General features: G+C 44.2%; 10 protein-coding genes and 1 pseudogene. 4 read left to right on the forward strand and 7 right to left on the reverse strand.

Annotated elements, in window-relative coordinates; all coding sequences use genetic code 11:
- The first annotated feature begins 136 nt into the window (after nucleotides 1–136).
- Nucleotides 137–853 carry a hypothetical protein gene (locus L3C95_RS14395; RefSeq protein ID WP_236388646.1) on the forward strand — a complete coding sequence of 239 codons (717 nt, stop codon included), beginning with the start codon at nucleotides 137–139 and terminating at the stop codon, nucleotides 851–853.
- 266 nt (nucleotides 854–1,119) lie between these two features.
- Here L3C95_RS14395 and L3C95_RS35225 read toward each other — a convergent pair.
- Together L3C95_RS35225 and L3C95_RS14400 are read right to left on the reverse strand one after the other, a co-directional pair.
- Nucleotides 1,120–1,287 (reverse strand): annotated as a pseudogene (locus L3C95_RS35225) (hypothetical protein); the annotation flags it as partial.
- Between the two features lie 545 nt (nucleotides 1,288–1,832).
- The gene (locus L3C95_RS14400) at nucleotides 1,833–2,684 is read right to left on the reverse strand and encodes an AraC family transcriptional regulator (RefSeq protein ID WP_236388648.1); all 852 of its coding nucleotides are present in this window, start codon (nucleotides 2,682–2,684) and stop codon (nucleotides 1,833–1,835) included.
- A 125-nt stretch (nucleotides 2,685–2,809) separates the two neighbouring features.
- Between L3C95_RS14400 and L3C95_RS14405 the strand changes: the two genes are divergently transcribed.
- From L3C95_RS14405 to L3C95_RS14410, 3 genes are all read left to right on the forward strand, one after another.
- Entirely contained in the window at nucleotides 2,810–3,826 is a 1,017-nt protein-coding gene (locus L3C95_RS14405; protein WP_236388650.1) for a zinc-dependent alcohol dehydrogenase family protein, read from the forward strand.
- A gap of 364 nt (nucleotides 3,827–4,190) precedes the next feature.
- Nucleotides 4,191–4,334, forward strand: coding sequence for a transposase domain-containing protein (locus tag L3C95_RS35230; RefSeq protein ID WP_410683147.1), 144 nt, complete (start codon nucleotides 4,191–4,193; stop codon nucleotides 4,332–4,334).
- A gap of 416 nt (nucleotides 4,335–4,750) precedes the next feature.
- Nucleotides 4,751–5,407 (forward strand): hypothetical protein, encoded by a 657-nt coding sequence (locus tag L3C95_RS14410; RefSeq protein WP_236388651.1) that lies wholly within the window; start codon nucleotides 4,751–4,753, stop codon nucleotides 5,405–5,407.
- Here L3C95_RS14410 and L3C95_RS14415 read toward each other — a convergent pair.
- Genes L3C95_RS14415 through L3C95_RS14435 form a run of 5 tightly spaced genes read right to left on the reverse strand, consistent with a single transcriptional unit; the run spans nucleotide 5,396 to nucleotide 19,157 of the window.
- Entirely contained in the window at nucleotides 5,396–7,306 is a 1,911-nt protein-coding gene (locus L3C95_RS14415) for a PKD domain-containing protein (protein WP_236388652.1), read from the reverse strand. The two genes, L3C95_RS14410 and L3C95_RS14415, sit on opposite strands and share 12 nt — an antisense overlap.
- A gap of 25 nt (nucleotides 7,307–7,331) precedes the next feature.
- A complete protein-coding gene (locus tag L3C95_RS14420) occupies nucleotides 7,332–9,017 on the reverse strand; it encodes a PKD domain-containing protein (protein ID WP_236388653.1) in 1,686 nt (561 codons plus the stop codon).
- A 10-nt stretch (nucleotides 9,018–9,027) separates the two neighbouring features.
- Complete coding sequence (locus L3C95_RS35120; protein WP_317207686.1) at nucleotides 9,028–10,848, reverse strand: PKD domain-containing protein; 1,821 nt, start codon at nucleotides 10,846–10,848, stop codon at nucleotides 9,028–9,030.
- On the reverse strand, nucleotides 10,751–12,619 hold the full coding sequence (locus tag L3C95_RS14430; protein ID WP_236388654.1) for a hypothetical protein: 1,869 nt from the start codon (nucleotides 12,617–12,619) through the stop codon (nucleotides 10,751–10,753). The genes L3C95_RS35120 and L3C95_RS14430 overlap by 98 nt, the downstream gene beginning before the upstream one ends.
- A 10-nt stretch (nucleotides 12,620–12,629) precedes the next feature.
- The gene (locus tag L3C95_RS14435) at nucleotides 12,630–19,157 is read right to left on the reverse strand and encodes a hypothetical protein (protein ID WP_236388655.1); all 6,528 of its coding nucleotides are present in this window, start codon (nucleotides 19,155–19,157) and stop codon (nucleotides 12,630–12,632) included.

Here is a 19,157-nt window from a genome sequence, read left to right on the forward strand (position 1 = left end):
TCACAGGTAATGAAGTGCTTTAGGTTCAATACTTATAACGCTGTTGTTTTCTAACATATTAACAAACTTGATCCCTATCTTTAAAGCACTTATCTCTATCGATTCTTGATTTCCATCATAATTAAAAATTGTTAATATGGATGTAAAAATAGTATACGCTAATGACTTAAACATAACAGAAACTGAGATAGCCGAAATAACCAAACTTTCAGAAGAATACGGTCATTTAGATATAAAAAAACGTACAGGCATTAGATCTAGCGCACTAGACCTTGTGACTTTATTGGAATTTAGTATCGTATCTGGAATTGGGAAAATAATTAGAGATGCGTACCTAAAGGGGCTGCTGGATGAGAACTATATTAAAAGTTTGGGAGAGAATACAAGAAAACATGCTTCATCCTCTTTGAAGGCCATTAGTAATTACTTTAGTGCTTTCTACAAAGTTTTTATAAGTAAAAAGGTTCAAACAGGAAAAGCAATTGCATTTATCGAACAGTTCGAAGGCTATTCGATATATGTTGTTTTAAACGAGTATAGATCAACTCAAAAACTTGTAGATAATCTCGCAGAAGCATTAGTCAAACTTTGTTCTATGATATCGCTGAAACAAATTGAAATCGATCCTCCCCATATTCTTCAACTATATCCTGATTATAGTACAGAAACATGGGAATATGTTTTTGCGCCTTCAACCCAAGCATATGGTAAATTTATTGACAGGTACTTTAGCTTTAGAGAGGAATCATTTCATTCGATAAATTCTGCTGAAGAATTTATCAACAAATTTCAAATAACAGATTTTGACGAATTTAAATTTATAATTTCTGCTAAGTTCCACTCAAATCGTTAGAAGCATTTTGTAAAGTATCCTGTAATCTTTTAAAATTGAAACTGAAGCATTTTTAGATCATACATGATAAAATATATTCATGAATACTATTTACAGCATATCTAAGATGAACCTCGAATTTCCACATGGTATTTTAATTTATTGAGATTAGATACCAAGTATTTTTGTTAATTCATCAACAATCTGGTTCGAGTTTCCGATACCTGAGGTCATCCAAAGCCCGGCTTCGAAGAGAAGTCGGGCTTTGGGTTTTTATGAAGTACCCGTTAGTTCTGCGACGAGTGCGAATAATGAATTAAGTTTTGTAATTGGTCATTTTCCTTGCTGTTTGGCACACAAGTGTTTTTAGGAACTCCGCCACTATGCAACTTCATTAATTGAATGTAATAGGTAGGTAGCTTAAAACCTAATTCTTCTTTAATAGTCGCAATGAGATTGTCGGACGGTGTGTGGTCAACATATTCCCGTAATGCGTATTCGCTATCCTACTGGAAATTAGAAAGGTCAAAGTCTTTGAATATCGTAAAAGATTTTTTTAGTCGCCATTACTATTTCGCGGTTGAAAGTTAAATAACAGACTTTTTTATTGATAGCATTTTCAATGCTAACCAGCAATGTGCAGGGTATTACATTTGTCTAAATTTTCAAAAAGACTACTTTCTGCTATTTTTCTTCGCTGATCGGTCTAAAATCTTCGTAATGATTAAAAAAAGTGCTATCGCTGCACCGAAAACAGCACCGGATTTCTCATTAAATTCTACACTCTTATGTGCATATGCTAGAAACCCTGAACTTCCTATGAATAAAATAAATGCTAACATTGTTACAATATAGTAATTTTTATTACTATATTATCTCCGGGTAAAAGCCTGCCTCGCTGTCACTTCATACCAGAGCGGTTCTATGACACGGCTAGTAGCAAATTCAATGTATTTTCCGGAAACTGTCTCATTACCTGTCCATCCAATATCAACAGCTGTCAAAGTTCTGTCTCATCCTTCTTTTTCCTAATTTCCCGCATACCTTTCCCAAAATGTTTCTTCATCATTTTATTGAGATGGCTACTATCAGTAAAGCCCAATTCAAGTGCGATATTCTGTAACGGCAATTCTGAGTACCGGGCTCTCGATTCAGCAATCCGTAGCCTGGATTTTATTATATAATCCTGAAATCGCTCTGAAGCATTCCTTCGGAAATATTCGCTAAAGTATGTTTCGGCAACGTGAAATTTTTCAGATAGATAAGAAACAGATATTTTATCAGTATCTAAAATATTAAAGCTAATGAAGTTAAGCAAGTCAGCAAATTTACCGTCTGCAAAGGATCGTCCTTTCAATATTCTGCGCTGGATATTGCGGGAAATTACACCGAGGATCGATACGAGTGTATTCTGTATAATAAAAGCAGAACAGGTATCTTTCAGTTCATATTCGAAGAGAATCACGTCGAGTAATCTTTTTACTTGTGCTTTATCATTTACGTCATCTATTAATTCTCCCGGATGATAGTTATGATTACCCATGATGAAATTAAGTCTGCTGAACCATTGGCTATAATCAACTTTATCTGCAGCCCCCGGAACAAAATAGCTACCAGTGAAACGGATAAACAAAAATTTCGTTGGTTCTTTGATGATATATTTATGACATTTGGCTGTAGGTAAAAGAAAAAATCCATTTTTCTGATATGGGTATTGTATGTAATTAACACCCTGGCTTCCCACACCATCAAGAATGTAGACGAGCTCGAAGAAATTGTTTTTACGGCTCCTGTCGCGCCACTCCTCAAAAGTGGCAACTTCAATTGCAAAGGTGTCATGCAGATAATCCATACATCAAAAATACAATTTAGAAATGCTTCTAAAAGTTATTCCAAGAATATTACTGTTATTTCACGGCAGGTTACTGCTTAAATAAATTGCGCCATCCCAAATTTGTACTATAAAATTTGAAACAAATGAAAGCAGTACAATTGACCGGTTTTGGAGTTGAAAATTTGCAAGTTAGCAATATAGACAAACCAAGCCCTAAAAGAGGCGAAGTATTAGTCAGGATCAAGGCAGTGTCCCTAAATTACCTGGATACTATTTTAGTCAACGGAAGTTTTTACAAAGATCTCTCTTTCCCTTATACTCCTGCCTCTGACGGTGCCGGCATTGTCGAAGCCATTGGCGAAGATATTACGCGATGGAAGGTGGGTGATCGCGTAGCCATTCAATACGTCCAAAATTGGACTAAAGGCAATATCGATCGGATCAGCAACCAGGTACGGGTAGCCTGGCAAACACCTGGTGTTCTTGCCGATTATGTTTGTATTCCTGAGCATGGCTTGGTTAGAGCTCCCCAGAATCTTGGTTTTGAAGAAATTGCAACACTGCCTATTGCAGCTCTTACCGCCTGGCATGCTTTAGTCAACCAGGCAAACCTGAGAATAGGACAAACCGTGTTGATTCAGGGCACTGGCGGAGTTTCCCTTTTCGCTTTACAGATAGCAAAAGCCGCTGGAGCAATGGTAATTGCAACTACCAGTACCAGTGAAAAAGCAGAGCGGCTGAAATCATTGGGAGCCGATGAGGTAATTAATTATACTGAGTATCCCGCCTGGCATGAAAACGTATTATCGTTAACGAACGGTGAAGGTGTTGATATTGCATTGGATATTGCAGGATCAGATACTATAGCAAAATCATTGCTCTCTGTTAAGGAAAATGGTTTTGTAGGTACAGCAGGATTTATCTCCGGAGCCGACCTTCCGTTGAATATACATGATCATAAAATAAACATGTCCTTTATCCGTATACAAGGCCTGGCGGTAGGTAGTGCGGAAAGTTTTACTGCTTTGAATCGAGCTATAGAAATCAATAACATCCATCCGGTTATTGACAAAGTATTCCCAATGGATGAGGTTCAGCAAGCTTACATAAGATTGGAGCAGGGCAAACATGTTGGGAAAATTGTCATATCCCTCGAATAAGAACCTGCTGGTAGAAAATATATTCGTATGCTGTGTATTTCGGATAATAAGGAGACAAATTACCCTTGCAAGTGGTTGCATGAGCGGCTGACGGGCCATGGAAAAAGTTCCAGGCGGTCTCCTTCATTATCCGGGTACACAGCCTCTCTCCAATTTCTCAACAGGATATCTAACTGGACACATAACCGATCCATTTTTTCATTTTACCTAAAAAGGGGAAAGTTCGACTAGTACAATATGATCGGTGATTAAAAGTCCGGTGAAGCGCATACCTCGGCGCTCTGGCGAAACTATCTCACGTTGCCAATGTTAAGCTGATTCGAGTCCGTTTAACGACTAGCCACACCCGGTAGCCTGTTGAAAGATGTTATATAGCCTCATTGGCACCTGTGCTATGAACAATGTAAACCCTTATGAATGGCTGAAAGATATCTTTGAGCGAATTAACAACCATCCCGTGAACAGACTTAGCGAGTTACTCCCACACAACTGGAAATCCTTAAATTGATTACTACGATTTTATTCTGATAAAATTTATACGCCTCTATCTCGGGTGTTTACCGTGCTGGCACGACAGTTGTAAAAAACCAAAGGTGATCACTGTGCGGATATACTTAAAAAAAAGCATTGCATTCTCTTTGTAATCCGGAGATGATTATTTAAATTTACAACGTAAGTATTTCGATCGTATGTACGGTGTTAGGTTTGGACTAAATAGAGAATACCCCGCCTTGATAAAGAAGAATAATGAGTCTTTAACAAGTAATGAGTAACAAGTAACGAGTAAGTAGTAGTGATGTAGTGTATGTGTTCTTTCCAGCTGGCATTGGTCCACGCAGGTAGGCGCTTAAGCGAAAATGAACCAGAAAGCGAACGGGAAAGTGAATAACAGAACATAAAATTCTTGCTAAAAGGCGTCCTTTTATGGTTTTCACACCATCTGTCCCCTCCCCGAAAGTAATTGTAATAGCCGGTCCCACAGGTAGTGGAAAGACGGCTATTTTGCATTTTATAGCATCTCAACGTTTTCCTGTTATAGACCTTGAAGCACTGGCTTCACACCGCGGTTCCGTATTTGGAGAGCTGGGGCAAACAACACAACAACCTGCTCAACCTGTATTTGAACATCTCTTACAAACTGCATGGCAGCAATATCAGAATGCTCCTTTCATATTTACAGAACAGGAGGCGCCGGCAATCGGAAAATGCAGATTACCACAGTGGTTCTTAAATGAATTAAAAAAAGGCAGTACTATCTATCTGGACGTACCCAGGCAATACCGCGTGCAGCATATTGTGGCAGACTATGGGAGCCTTCCTTGTGAAGAATTACTTGCTGCCACGGAGAAACTAAGTGAGCGGTTTCCCGCAGACACTATAGCACAATTAAAACAATGGCTGGTACAGGGACATTATAACCTGTTTGCAGATTTTATGCTGCAATATTATGATCGATCACGTCATTACAAATATGCAGCGGAAACATTACCAGCTATTTTATCTTTTCAGGATTATGACGTACCGGCAATGACCCGCGCTATCTTCCAGCATTTACAGATAGTTCGCCCATTAGCGGATTGATCTCACATCAAAAGCTGCCATCAATGCATCAACACTATCATGTTCATTAACGGCATTTAATATTGATAAGCTGTATTTCTGTAGGGCATCCCGCAAAGGAATACTTCCTTCCTCCTCCAATACAACAGCCATTGCCCTTAACAATGACTGAAGCGTAGTTCCATTGATTTCTTTCACCAGCAAGCTACCCGGCGTTTCAGCACTCTTAAGAAACTGTGCAAGAAATGAAGGCCCCATCCTTCTCCTCCAGGCGAGCGTTACTTTCCTGTTGTGATTCACCAGTTGTAAAACTTCTGTTTTCATTGTATCTATAAGGAAACCGATCTCGCTCCCTGCTATAGCTCTTTTATAGTAATCCTCCAGTATCTCCAGACCGTCTTTATCCTGCTGCCTGCCATTTATATCGGGCCCAACGAGGACGGCACTACCGGATGTATCCCCGAAAGCGGGCATCGCTACATTGATTTGTACCGCCGTACGATCAGACATTCCATGTTCGTCCATGACGGTTAGTGTTACTTCATAAGTACCAGGTACATTAAATTGGTACGTGAGATCAGGGCCAGTGTTGGTGCTCATGATACCGTTATCGTTCGGATCACCCATTCTCCACATATATGCCAGGGTTGTACCGTCGTTATCGGCTGAGTTAACTGCAGAAAACTGCACGCTCAAAGGCGCACTCATGCCATCTCCCAGTAAGGTATATGAGATCTGCGCTTTCGGCGGACTGTATATTGAAATGTTCAAGGCCGCCAGTACATTATGGATATTACAGGCGTATGTCCTGTCAGGATAAGCTGGTGTGGGTTTTTCTCCTTTCGACTTATCGAAATAACGGCCGCCCATCAGCAAGCCTACTACCTTGTTTTCTTTGTTAACAATTACAGACCCGGAATCCCCTCCCTGCGAAAACTCTGCATACTTGTCAACCGGCTCAATAGCAATAGATTCAATATATCTGCGTCCATCAAATGAAGTTGGCACATTCACTGCTATTACAATTCCAAGTGTTCTTCCTGTGGTTCGTCCCACTTTACGCACCAATGCTCCGGGAATAACAGGTGTAAAGCCCATGTCGCTCGACACACCTGGTGGCGGTACTACTTGTCCCATATATAGCTCCATTGCTTGTACGCCCCTGATAGGGGCATCATCGTCGGTAAGAGCTTCTATACCATTTACAGTAATGTACTCGCCTAAACCTTTAATCTTATTGGAAATGAAAACACGATCACCTAAATCCGGCTTTTTTATCAGCGCAATGGCCGCATCCACCTTGCCTGTTGTGTTAGGAGCGGGACGCGCCCCGAGTTCAAAATGTGCAATTGTTCTGTCGTCATAACAGCAGCAACAGCAGCCATGTACATTTGGCTGATAGATGGGACTTCCCTTAACGGCTCCGCCACATGCCAGCACATGATCATTCGATAATAGCATTAACGCACCGTCTGTATTTCTGTTTGCAAAGCAGCCTAATGTTCCCACCCCTCTCTTTACCAGGGTCGTATTACCTACAATGCGTTTTTCAGATTTGGTATTGTCTATCTGGATCCCGCCCATCAGGGGACGTTGCTTTTTATCGTTAATGCCGGGAGGCAAATCTGTATCCTGTGCGTCCTGCGCATTTATAGTTTCTATTTCCATCACATCGGTTAGTATGCCATTCACCATAGGTGGTATAAGATCTTCTTCCGGCAGATCTGCGGCAGCTATTTTCTGCTCCACATATACCAGCAGGCACATCACTTCTATGTTGGAACCATTGGTTTCTTTATATCCTATGCCCACATCTATCACATTTTTCTTCTGCAGCAGGAACTCGCGTGCTGCAGCATACTGAACGGCAATGGCTTTAAAATCAGCCAATCTTTCTTCAGGGGTTTTGGTAATCTCCATAACTTATATCTTGAGAGAAGGGGTTTTATAGACGCATCAATGGAATGCGTAAAAAAGTATATAATTCATCAAATAGTGTGAACCTGTCAAACAGATTAATAATGCCTAACCGATATTTGCGAATAGCTGTTGCCAAAGATGAACTACCATTCTCTTCCAGCAGCAATGAGGTATTGATCAGGATGGTTTGCAGCGGCACTCCCTTTATTTCCTTCGGTATCTCTGCTCCGGGTATCCTGGCCATACGTATCAGATGGGCCACCGCTGCAGGTCCGTACATTCGCCGCCAGGGCACCAATACCTTCCTGTTGTGATTGATCAGAGCAATGACTTCCTGTTGATGCCTTTTGATTACCCGTAGCATTACCCGCCCCTCTCTTGATGTCTGCAAGCCCTGCATAACGGTTTCAAACAACTCAGCAGGTTGTCGCTTTCCGGCAGTACCCATAATGATCGCCTTCGATGTTTCCTGTACCAATGAAGCGCCTCCGGTGATCTTCACTACTTCCTTCGCGATATGGCATAGCTTCCGCTCATTTATCACCGTCAGCTGAATTGTGTAAGTGCCCGCCTGGTTGAAAACATGTTGTACATCTTTCCCGGTATAGCTGGCAACTGCTTCGTCATCGTCCTGCGAAAAGATATCCCATTTGTACTTTGTGATCTGCGTTGAGTTAGCCTGCGACCCGTTTCCGCTAAGCGAAGCCGTAAAAGGTGCTGCCGTGCCGCCGGAAGGTACATTCTGGGTAATATGGGCAATAGGGGATGGAAAAATGTCAATAGCCAGTTGGTCCATTACTTCATGAATATGGTTAGCATAAGTGAGGTCATATATTTCATTGACCGGGATTTTCACTCCATTTACTATTTTCTCCCCAACTTTATGTACACCTAATTCACCGCTGGACATTAATAGTCCCACGACCTGGAGCTGCTCATTCACTATAACAGATCCCGAATCTCCTTCATCCGCAAATTCAACACCGTTTTTGGCAGACTTGATCTCGATCTGATAGATATAGCTTAGTTTGTCAGCATCCTCACCATTCTTTGGAGTGGACGTTGCTTCAATACGGGTCACAATTCCTTCTGTGTAACCCGTTCTGATGCCTACTTTATATACTTTTTCATACAATGAAACGGCACTCCATATGTTATTTCCTTTTTCGGACAACACCTGTTTCTTTTGTGCTACACCAGTGATGGGAGCGTCAATTGCGTTGGGGCCAAATCCCCTGATGACATTCATCACGCCCCCGGCTTCTTTAAAGTACTCCGCCGAGATCTTTGCTATGGCCGCATCTAATTTCTTATCCACTCCTTTCTGTCCATATCGCCCGTCCCAAATTTGCCCAACAATATTATCGGAGGCGCAGCAGCAACAACAACAATTGTCTTCCTTTGGTTGATGCATTTGTTTAGTACGGGCTACATCCAGCGTTGCGTCCAGCATACCGTTGAATATTACATGGTAGTTAGATAACAACACCGGGCTGCCATCACTTTTCAGATGTGCGAAACACCCCAGTGTTCCTATTGGCGGAGCACCAATGCTGGTCTTATTTCCTGTGCTTGCAATGTAATCTCCCTTATTGGAGATCTGTATGCCGCATAATAAGGGCCTGTATCGTGCAGGGTTGCTTTTAAGCGGCGTTTTTGTATAGCCTGCGGAAATATCTCTTTCAATGTTATTTGTATCTTCTGAGCGCATTTATTCACATTTAGGAAACATTAATCTCAATCGCAGCAAAAATGTCTTCGATATGACTATGCTGATGAAATGCGTTGAAAACCTGCAAGCGGTATTTCCGTATGGCGATGGCCAATGGTACGCTGCCTTCTTCTTCCAGCACCACAGACATCTGTTGCAGCAAGGATTGCACGTCAACACCTTTTATTGTTTTAGGTATCATGTGGTCCGGGGTCTGGGCACTCTTTAAACAATGAGCCATAAAGGAAGGACCGTTCTTCCGCTGCCATGCAACAGCGACTTTCCGGTTCTTATTTACCAGTTGGAGCACCTCTTCTTTAAATTCCCGGAATAGCATCATCATTGGCTCAAACTTTGGATCAGCAGTGAACCTGCCCGCCGTTTCCACCTTTTCCACCATTTTGGTCACATTTATGGCCGGGCTTATTGATTGAATGCCATTCGCAGTCATCTGCAGCTTCGTCATTGTACGGCTGCTTTGACCATGACTATCTGTAATGGTCAGGGTAACTCCATATTCCCCTGCTCCTGGAAATGTATGTTGTGCGGTAGGACCGTTATAAAATACATCATCCGGAAACTTCCACTGGTATTTTACAATTGTACCCTGGTCGGCCGTGGAAGTACCGGCCGACAATGCCGCCGTAAAAGGAGTTCCGCTGCTCATGTTTGTGATCACTGGCTTGGGTGGGTCGTAGATATTTATTTTCAGGTAGCTCAATACATGATGAATGCAATTCATAAATGCCCGCCCATCCGCATCAGGATCGGAAGTTTCACTACTGGCCATAAGAAGCCCTACAACCTGGTTATTGTCATTCACCACGATAGCGCCTGAGTCGCCCCCTTTGGCAAATTCCGGTACCCCAGGTACTGCCTTTATAGTGATCTGCTCCCAAAAACTGATCTTCTCAGTTTTGCTACCATATTTGTATAACCAGCATGCAGGGTAAATTTCAAATACCGTCCCGATAGTGCGGCCGGTTTTAGCCCCTACTTTACGCACATACTCACCGAGTGTTACTGATGTTTCTATTGAACCTATATCAGGAGAGGAATATGGAATGACAGGGCCAATACCATTGAGTGGTGCGTCATCATCAGAATATGTACCATCCGGGAGCTTAACTCCTAAACCTTTAATGGTATTACTGAACAGGTATTCACCATCACTGTTGTCTATTGTAGCCAACGCTGCGTCGATATAACGGTTTCTGAAGCCTACATCCACTCTCCCCACTACGGATGTGACACAGCAATCGGAACAAAAGCAGGCATTAGGATTCAGGCTGACGAGATCTCCTTTGCTCCGGAGATTAGCCATCAGCACATGATGTGCAGATAAGATCACCAGCTCATCATTGTCTTTCCGGTTTGCAAAACAACCAAGCGTACCAGGACGTACGCCTGAATAGAGATCTTCGCCGGCAGTTACTATTTCCGGCTCACCAGACAATAAACGCACTGCTGGCATTTCGTTTACGTCGGTCGGTATCCCGCCGATAAATTCGGGTATTCTCTGATCGCCGCTTATCTCTCTGCTTTTCTTATCTACATACACGCGCAATGCAATAATACCTGTATCTGAATGATTCACTTCTTTAAAGCCAATACTTATGTTCTGCACATTCCGTATTGGCTTCAGCACCTCCATAGCCCGCGGCAGTATTTCAACTACCCGCTGAAAGGCCCGCTGTGTTTCTTGTCTGGAACCTATATTCATTGTAGTAATATTATTTAACTGCTGCTGTTTTATCATATTGTAAGCCACTGGCCCCCTCTCCTCTGCCTGTTTTCTTTGTAATACCGTACCAGTTGATAATCTTTCCATTATACCAGCGCGTACGCTGGTACGTACTGCACACGTGTACACCGGCGCGGGGAACCTCTTCTTCATGTATATAGTACGGTGTTTGCTGTACATTCTGCGTATCCAGTCCCTCCCGTAACAGGCGGGTACGTGGACGGACATGGGAATAATTCTGTTTGAACAACCGGGGCATGGCAGCTCTCTGGAGCTTGACCGCACGGTTTGAATCACCGGTATGTACGGGTATGAACGGTATCCAGTTGTTGGGAACAGCGTTGGCCAGCGTATACCTGTACATGGCATCGGGCAGTTGGGTAACGGCCGGTGGCTGCTCGTCGAAAGCGGCAACATATTCCTGGTAGTTCTTCGCAAAGGTATGCAGGTCCAGGCTGCTGCCGAGGTGGTCATCCATTTTTACTTCGATACCCCATACACTGTTGGTCATCTCATCCCTCACAAAATGAACTTCTTCTATGGGATCACTTTCCAGGGTTTTAATGGTGGCTGGAGGGATGAATAACCGTGTATCGGCTGGTTCTTCACTATTACCGCCGGCAACACTCAGGTTAAACATGCCCCAGCTGCGCCAATTATCTGTCTCGCCCTGAAGGGCAGGTGCTACAAAAGATTGTTCACCGAAAACATCCGTCACAACTATACCCCTGATCTCGCTGATCGTGCCACTTTTTACCTCGTAGGGAACGATCAGCCAGTCTGTATTGTACAATAAGGCATATTCTGTAAAGATCATCTTGGAAATATCGGTTGTATCTGCACTGATATTCCCCAGGTCTATCCTGCTATCTTCAAACTGCCACCAGCGCGAGTTGGGAGCGCCGGCAAACTTTGCTTCCCTTGGAATAACACTCAGCAGTTCAGTTTTGACCAGTTGTTGTTCTTCCGGGGTGGCAGCACCACTGAGCCCTTCGACAGGTGTGTTTTTCTGTACATCGAGGCTATACCATTCCAGGTCGCCCGAGCTGTATTCTGTAGCTGTAAGTACTGTATTATCTGCTTTCCCGTTTGGTAATGCACATGCAAACTGGTATTCCAGTTGCTGAGGCATCCAGGCCGTAGCATTGGCAGATGCAGAGAATTTAGTACCATGCGTCTTTTTAAACCAGTCTGCAAACATTTCCAGCGCCTGTTTTACAAATTCCTGGTGCTGGGCATTCCCATTACTTACAGCGCTTATCACGTTGTTATTACTGATAGTAAACTGCTGGTATAATGTTAGTCCGTCAAAATACAAGCGGGCAGAAGCGCCGGCCACCATCACCAGGGTTGAGTTAGTCAGCAGTTCTGCTTTAGAAAGGATCTCATCCCTTGGGTCGCCAGCCTCCACGGCGGGGATATCCCCGATAGCGTATAACTGATGAAGCCGGGCACGGTACGTTTTACGGTCATATTGTGGTACATTCAGTTTTTTGGCAGTTCTGTCCAGGCAGTTCATACAGAAGTATGCAGCTTCCAGCCTGTCCTTGTAGTTCAGTTGTACCGGCATGTCTTCTATCGTTGCTTCCAGTGGCTGGTCGTCAAAATAAGACTGAGCGGTTCCATTTACTGTTTTAAAGCGTGATAGCGAGGTTGACTGCATAAGTATCTTTGCGAAGATCGCAGAACCGGTATCATCGCCTTTTAACTCTCCAAATTGCCATTGACGGGTGAGCATCCATAGGGCATCATGTACACCACATTCGAGCACCTTATCAAATTCTGCTGTGCGGGGCCGTGGCTCCAAACGGTTCCATGATCTGAACGGCTCGCATGAAAAATTATTAACTCTGGCCATGATGAACTGTTTATTTTTTAAGCGTCTGAACGTTTGAAAAATCCATTGTTGGTTTGAGGCCATATGCAGGATCGCTTGCCTTCTCCCTGGGAGGTACCACTTCCGAGAAAATTCCCGGCAGTACATGACTCAACATCGACTTTTCAATATGATCCGGTTCCACTGCCCTGTTCTTTGCCAGTTCAACAGTGTCGATGATCGTATATACAAGATCATCCCATTTCCAGGTGCTGCCGGTGCCGGGTGTAACTGCCAGCATCATTGTTTGAGGCGCGGTAGCGTTGGGCTGGTTATAATGGTAAGCCACACCGGTTGTTTCGCTCTTGCCTGGAATTACTTCGATCCATTCGTCGATCAGCAGCCCTGTCTGGCTACCCGTATTTTCGAAAAGATGCTCATTCAGAAGCAACAGGGAAAGCTTATCACCTGCAGGTGTGAAATTGTCAGGGTACTCGCAGCCCATCCAATAATCATTGTCATTATAGGGTAGTTGTACGGGCTGCATTGAAGTTGCCGGCAGGTCGTATACATCTGCCAGTTGCAGGAAGCGGCTTGTATCATACACACGCTTTCTGACTTTACCCAGATGGTGCATCCAGTCATCCATCAACATCGCATTTCCATTACGGGTAATTTTTTTATTTTCAGGAAGATTTAACTGGGCCTTGATCTCAGTGCCACTGCAGGTATAGTGTGGAATAGCAATGAACTTCTTGCCGAATATGACCTTCGCTATCTCAGATAATTTCTCTACTTTATCTTTTACATATACATCAGCGCCATTTATAGTGCTGAGCAATGCAGCAGCTTCCTCTTCTTTTTCCCTGGTCTGCTTGTAAACCTCCAGTAAGGATTGTAATGCTGCGTTGTTTCGCAATTGTTCATGAGTACCCGGTGTAAACTGTAAGCTGAGCGCCTGTGGGATCCCGAAGGTCAGGGCTATTTTTAGATAGCCTGTAATGGTATCGAACATGGCGGCAGATACCACCACATCAGCCACTGCTGTTGTACCATTCAATATTGGCTGGATGAAGTCTTCTGCCGATAATTGGTGGTTAAGCTGGTATATTGCATTGTAAGCGTTTTCTATCCTGTTCTCAAACTCTGCATGCAGGTGGAGGCCGGGATCTTTTTCACTGACAGGGATACAGGGGTCCTGTAATTCATTGGCACCTATATACCGGGCATTACCTATCATGCTGCGTAAATGTTGTAGCAGCAAACTAAGATCAGCCAGAGACCTGTCACTATCTTGCCAGTTGCTACCACGCTGTGATGCATCAAGGGATATGTGTTTATCAAATTCCCCTATCTCCAGTTTGTATAAATTGATCAGTGTTTCGTTCAGTTCTGCGTCAGCTCCCGGAAAGCTGAACAGATCAATAGGCTGCCATCCTGATGTTTCCAGCGACCTTGTGATTTCGGTGATGCTGCCATCGGCTTCCTTTGTCCTGAGTGTGTATTTATATTGAGCTGCAGGCCCCAATATATTTCCCAGCCAGTAATTGAGTGAAGGTTCGGCCGATGCTTTGGCGGAGGAGGTGCTGTTCCAGCCAAGCGGGTGCTGACCGTTGCTTTTCGCCTCAAGGTTCAGCAACATACGATGTGTCACTACATGGCCGGTGCGCGGGGTTTCTATGATCTGCGGGTCCGGTATTCCTTTCCCTTCTGCCAGGGCTGCCATCACTGCGGAAGCTCTTACATGATTGCCCTGCACCATCTGGTATACGCTTTCTGAAACGGCGAGGTCGCCCAGTGCATCGAAAGCGTCTGCAATACGGTCAATTTCATCAATAATGGTTTCCAGGACCAGGGTTCGCTCCGCAGGAGTGACCGGTCCGAGAGTACTGTCCACCACATTAAGAATAGTTGCCGGTAGTTGGTTTACACCCAGTAATTTCATGATCTGTCCCAGCGTTTTATCGCCATATATGCCTACCGAAGGGCTATTCCAGTTCACATGGTCCTGTACCAGCTTTAACAATGCAGCGCCATCTACAACCTGGCTTACATAGGTTGCACCATCCTCGCCGGCACTTTCAGAAACTTTCTGTTGCAAGGGAAAAGCTTTACGGAACGGTTGAATGAACCGGTCCAGTTCAGCGGTCTGATAACGTTCATGTAAACCGCGTTCAAATCTGAACCCAAGCAATGCGCCTAACGATTGTCCGTTACGGATGCCGTCAGTTAATTGCAGCGCTATCCTTACGCGTGAAGATGAGATATTGACTGCCAGCCTGTTTTGTACGGCTGCAGAGGCATCATTACTCTTATATGCATTACGCAGAACAGCTGCACTGATGGCGTGCATAACTGAAGGACCATGCAACGCACCCTGGTTATCCGGGTCATGGAAAACCGGCTTTGTTGCATCCAGCTTGAATGGTGTTAATGCTGTCGGATCGTCGTGAAGCGTTTTATTACTGTCACGTTTTAAATTTTCTACATAGCCATACGCGCCTAAATAGATACCTTGAGGTTGTTGCACCCGGTGCTTTTCAAGCCGCCGGTTTACTAACCCTAATTCCCAGGCATCCAGCCTGTAAGTACAAAGGTCAGCATGTTCGGCCATCAGCATTTCAAGATCAGCGGTAGTAATATTTTTCAGCCGGTCCATTGCGTTACGAACAGCATTTACCTTTTGCATAAAAGGCTGTTGTTTGGTTGCCCATGCTGGTGGTATCCCGTTATAAATGCACTGATGAATGTATTTAGCCAGCGTAAGCTGATTGTCTTTCAGGTAGTTGAAAAATTGTGAGGCAACAGGTGCACCTGTCAGCATATGCCCGTTCAGCATGATATTGGCATCATTCAAAAGGTAGTTCCATTTTGTGAAGATGGCAGGTGTTTCATAGATGTTGTAATACAGATGTGTGCCGCCTGCTCCTCTTCTGAACTTTTCGTCCAGTATGGACTGTTCCTGTAGCATATTCATCGCTGCCTCCTGGTAGCTTTGCAGCAGTGATTGCCGGAGCATCATAAATAACATTGAATTGGCAGGGAGAGCACCGGCGCCTGTAAATTTATTGTTCCCGAATATCTCGTGTGCATTATTCCCAAGCAGCCAGGTAATGTAATCATATTCCAGGCCCGGTAACTTACTGAGCGTCTTTTCGGCTGATAACGCTACGGTATCTATCAGCGGTGCAGCCGCAAAGAACGATTTGGTGACCTGCCTTGTTATAAATATCCTGGAATCCTCCAGTTGCTGGTTAACACGCGCATATTGCATATCAGCAAGCTTATATGGTTCGTAGTTCACCAGGAATTCATCTTTGAATTCAAATGAAGGATAGTAAATGCCCTGTCTCATATGCTCTCTGAAATAGGTCGCCAGTTTTTGAGGACCAAATCCATCTGATGGTAAAAAGTTAGTTCCAAACCCATTATGGTTAGATCTGGGCCCCTTTGCGATATTGATATTATACCTGTAGAAATAATCCAGTGAAGTAGCATGTAACCCCAGCATTGTCATGAACCGTTGCTGCGGATCGCCATGCTGCAGGTTACCGGAATGGATCACTTTATTATTCCTTATTTCTGTAAACAGATCATGCAATATCTTCAGTATCCCGTGTAATCGCATTTCAAACCGCTGTTGCAACTTCGCGTCAAGATTACTGTCTGGTACTCCCCAGGGGTGAACTTTGGGGTATTCCACCTGCGGACCGAGAATGTATAGCTCCCCTCTGCTCAGTGTGGGTAAAGCGTCATATAATTTCAGTCTCGAAAATGCTGTTGTGGCAATTATACCATACGGCTGCATACCAATGCGTACCGACGGTACAGCGCCACGCGCAGTCACATGGTTTACAAAGAAATTTTCTGTACGGCGGATATTATCATAATTAAAAAGTCCATCCCACATTTCTTCCATATAATGTCCCATTGTAGCATTCCATAAACTACGGTTCATGGCGTACGCATTTCCGCGCTCAGTCTGTAAGCCGTTATTTACATACTGTATTGTGCTGTCACTTACACCTAACAGAGAAGCAAGGTATTTTCCATCGGCCTTGAGGTAACGATTAGTTTCGTAGGCATTATACCGTTGCTCTTTTATTTCTATATTGAAACGCTGATCATCTTCTTCATCCGGGGAAAAACCGGATTTACTTTGTTGTGTATTATTGGTGGGAGTGCCTGTCTTTAATATTGACATGCCATCTGCACTGTATATATGATTGGTTAATAATTCTTCCAATTGTGCTTTTGAGGCCATCGCATCTTCATTGCGGATCCCCAACACCATGAGCCTGTCAAACCCCTGGTCCCATTGAGCATCTGTAATATCCAGGCTGATACCCATTCCTACCCCTTCGGCAGTGGGATAGTCGGTCATCCATTTCAGGCCGGGGTCTACCTGCAGATTGCCCTCTGCATCCATGTGAAAAAGCTGATCATCATCAAATTTTTTTGGATCAAGGCCTAACTGCAGGTCCGGTGGTACCGGGTTTCCCACTACAATATGCGAGAAGTTATTTCCCTGCATGGCCACTACTGCAAAGCGTTCGGGCAGCACATTGGAGTGTGGTGCTTTTGTCCAGTCCTGTGTTTTTATTGTAACTACCGGGTATTCAAAAGGGACTGAAATTTCATCCAGATAGTCATCGAATGACTGTACGCCGGCTTTCTCCAGTTTGCTTTTGATATTGTTGACAACAATGGCTGCCTGATCCAGACGATATAGTTCTGACATCACTTGCTGCCGTTGTACAGGTGTGAGTGCATGTGTTTTGGATACGATCTGGTAAAAACAGGAGAACATGCTATGGAAACTGCCCCACAGCTCTGTGAACTTGTCTGGATTGGCAGTGGAAGCGTACCTGATGTGCTTTTCCACCTCGGCACCATGATATTCAAGACTCCAGAATCCTACACTGTTCATTTCCTGCAACATCATGACCGGATCTGGTAGAGAAGGGTAATCTTTTATGGCGTCCCGCAGGTGGACCAGGTGAGCAATCGCACTGTTCATTTGCTGGACCGCATTATTATCAAAAGCAACGCCATTCGCAGGTATTGAACGTGGGTCCAGCCGTCTCGCCACCCAGGAAGCGCGGTTGCCTCCCAAGGCTGTGCACAGGGTCTTCCATGCAGATTTCTCGATGTTTATATTGCCGGAGGCAGCCCAGTACATTTTCCAGAACTGTTTTCCTGCTTCTATCTCTGCTGCTGTCAGGTCTTTTTCATGCGTATTTATGAAAATATCGTCCGGGTATATCCGTACCCATAACTGCTTCACATCCTCGAAAGCAGGACCTGCCAGCTCCCAGGCTGTCTCCCTTTCCGGATTAACAAATGCGGAAACAGCCTCAAAAGCTTCTTTTTCATAAAAAGAAAGTACTGCCTGCTTGCCGAATGCCTGCGCACGGTTGGCAGCAGAGTAACGCGAAATCTTAGACATAGAAAGGGACAGTTCCTGCCGGATAGTGGCATATAAGCCGTTCACCATTTCAGTGTGTCCTGGCTTTGATTCTTCCACCTGCATATCTTTTCTGGCTGCCAGGGTTTTGATAAGCGGCTGCAGGTACTTTTTGTGTTTTTTTATAGTATCATACTTCTGGTCATTGTCTTCGTTGAATGTTCTTATTTTCATCAGCGTTTTGATCCCGTGAAAAAAGATCTCACCGGAACGCATGGATGGCAAGCCGGGTAAGCTGGCCAGTTTGGGTAAAGTATCCTGTTCAAACCTGAGGGCCAGTTCCTGCGCTTCTGCAATCATGGGCTGGACCCTGTTACTTGTAAATGCCTTCCAGTGCCGGTCAGGATGAATATTTGAGATAGATGTCAGCGCTTTGGACAACTCTTCCTTTACCTTTACATGTTGTTCCTGGATACGCTTCACCTGTTCTGGATCTATACGGGAAAGACCATTGGTCCTGATGGCTGCGGACCTGTAATACTGCCTGGCCCTGTTAATTAAGTTCTCGGTGTACTTATACAGGTCCTTCTTGTTCTTAATATTGTAGTATGGTATATGCCTCGGCCCTTTATTAATGTTCTGCAATGCGGCTAATACCTGTTGTTGTTCATCTATTATCTCTCTTGATGTGGCAGCCAGATTTGATACCCGGACGTTTAATCCGCCGATGACATCCCTCAGGGAACTCATCTGCGAATACATAGCTACTGCTATCTGCCTGTTAAGCGGTATCAGCTTATTGGCGAGCGAATCCACATTTATGCCAACATCGTTGCTCAATTGTATGAGCTGTGCTCTTTCCTGTATGGTACATTGCGTAATAGTCTGAGCTATTGCCTGTGAGGAGAGTAGTTTATCATTTACTGCTTTTATATTGGGAACAGTTGTCTGTGCAAGCGCAATATTGCATAGTGAATTCAGGTCTGCCAGGTTGTACATTAATTGTTCCACCTTCAAATCCGGAGAGGGCACTTCCCGCTTCCTTATCATGAAGCGGGTCTCAAGGCGCAACGGCATTAATAAAAAAGGTGTCACGCTTGATTTTTGTGCTACATTGTTGCGGATGTTATCCAGCGCCGGGGAAACAATATTTGCTGCAATGGGATTAGACAT

Source organism: Chitinophaga filiformis (genome assembly GCF_021646545.1).
Lineage (GTDB): Bacteria > Bacteroidota > Bacteroidia > Chitinophagales > Chitinophagaceae > Chitinophaga > Chitinophaga filiformis_A.

Bases quoted from the DNA above. Each gene is read 5' to 3' on its own strand.
- L3C95_RS14395 (WP_236388646.1), top strand. From the start codon at position 137: ATGGATGTAAAAATAGTATACGCTAATGACTTAAACATAACAGAAACT.
- L3C95_RS14400 (WP_236388648.1), bottom strand. From the start codon at position 2,684: ATGGATTATCTGCATGACACCTTTGCAATTGAAGTTGCCACTTTTGAG.
- L3C95_RS14405 (WP_236388650.1), top strand. From the start codon at position 2,810: ATGAAAGCAGTACAATTGACCGGTTTTGGAGTTGAAAATTTGCAAGTT.
- L3C95_RS35230 (WP_410683147.1), top strand. From the start codon at position 4,191: ATGTTATATAGCCTCATTGGCACCTGTGCTATGAACAATGTAAACCCT.
- L3C95_RS14410 (WP_236388651.1), top strand. From the start codon at position 4,751: ATGGTTTTCACACCATCTGTCCCCTCCCCGAAAGTAATTGTAATAGCC.
- L3C95_RS14415 (WP_236388652.1), bottom strand. From the start codon at position 7,306: ATGGAGATTACCAAAACCCCTGAAGAAAGATTGGCTGATTTTAAAGCC.
- L3C95_RS14420 (WP_236388653.1), bottom strand. From the start codon at position 9,017: ATGCGCTCAGAAGATACAAATAACATTGAAAGAGATATTTCCGCAGGC.
- L3C95_RS35120 (WP_317207686.1), bottom strand. From the start codon at position 10,848: ATGGAAAGATTATCAACTGGTACGGTATTACAAAGAAAACAGGCAGAG.
- L3C95_RS14430 (WP_236388654.1), bottom strand. From the start codon at position 12,619: ATGGCCAGAGTTAATAATTTTTCATGCGAGCCGTTCAGATCATGGAAC.
- L3C95_RS14435 (WP_236388655.1), bottom strand. From the start codon at position 19,157: ATGTCTAATCCCATTGCAGCAAATATTGTTTCCCCGGCGCTGGATAAC.